Source organism: Methylobacterium oryzisoli, assembly GCF_046557895.1.
In the GTDB taxonomy this organism is placed as follows: domain Bacteria; phylum Pseudomonadota; class Alphaproteobacteria; order Rhizobiales; family Beijerinckiaceae; genus Methylobacterium; species Methylobacterium oryzisoli.
This window is the reverse complement of sequence record NZ_JBKIBX010000136.1, coordinates 1-578: the sequence shown is the minus strand read 5'-3', so window position 1 is coordinate 578 and position 578 is coordinate 1. Positions and strand designations below refer to the sequence as shown.

Annotated in this window: 1 protein-coding gene; it reads left to right on the top strand. The window is 72.5% G+C overall.

The features are described 5' to 3' along the window. On the top strand, positions 1–578 hold a 578-nt coding region (locus ACKUB9_RS34390), incomplete at both ends, for a winged helix-turn-helix domain-containing protein (RefSeq protein ID WP_407531197.1).

The window sequence follows — 578 nt, the reverse complement described above, 5'->3', positions numbered from 1 at the left end:
GGCCGCCAGGAGATGGCCGCCCAGCTGCGCGTCGGCGAGCCCCACCTCGTCATCCTCGACCTGAGGCTCGGCCAGGACGACGGCCTCGCCCTGCTGCGCGAGATCCGCGCCCGCTCCGAACTGCCCGTCATCATCACCACAGGCCACCGCCGCGACGAGATCGACCGCGTCATCGGCCTCGAACTCGGCGCCGACGACTACCTCACCAAGCCCTTCAGCCCGCGCGAACTGCTCGCGCGCATCCGCACGGTGCTGCGCCGCCAGGAGGCCTGGCGCAGCGCCCAGCGCGACGGCGCGGCCCTCTACCGCTTCGAGGGCTGGCAGCTCTCCACCCGCTCGCATCGCCTCACCAACCCGCAGGGCGAGACGGTGATGCTGACCAAGGGCGAGTACGCGCTGCTCGTCGCCTTCGTGTCGGCGCCCCAGCGGCCGCTGAGCCGCGAGCACCTGCTGCAGGCCACCCGCGTGCACGAGGACGTGTTCGACCGCAGCATCGACGTGCAGATCCTGCGGCTGCGCCGCAAGCTCGAGGCCGATCCCAGCCAGCCCCGCATCATCCTCACCGAGCGCGGCGTCGG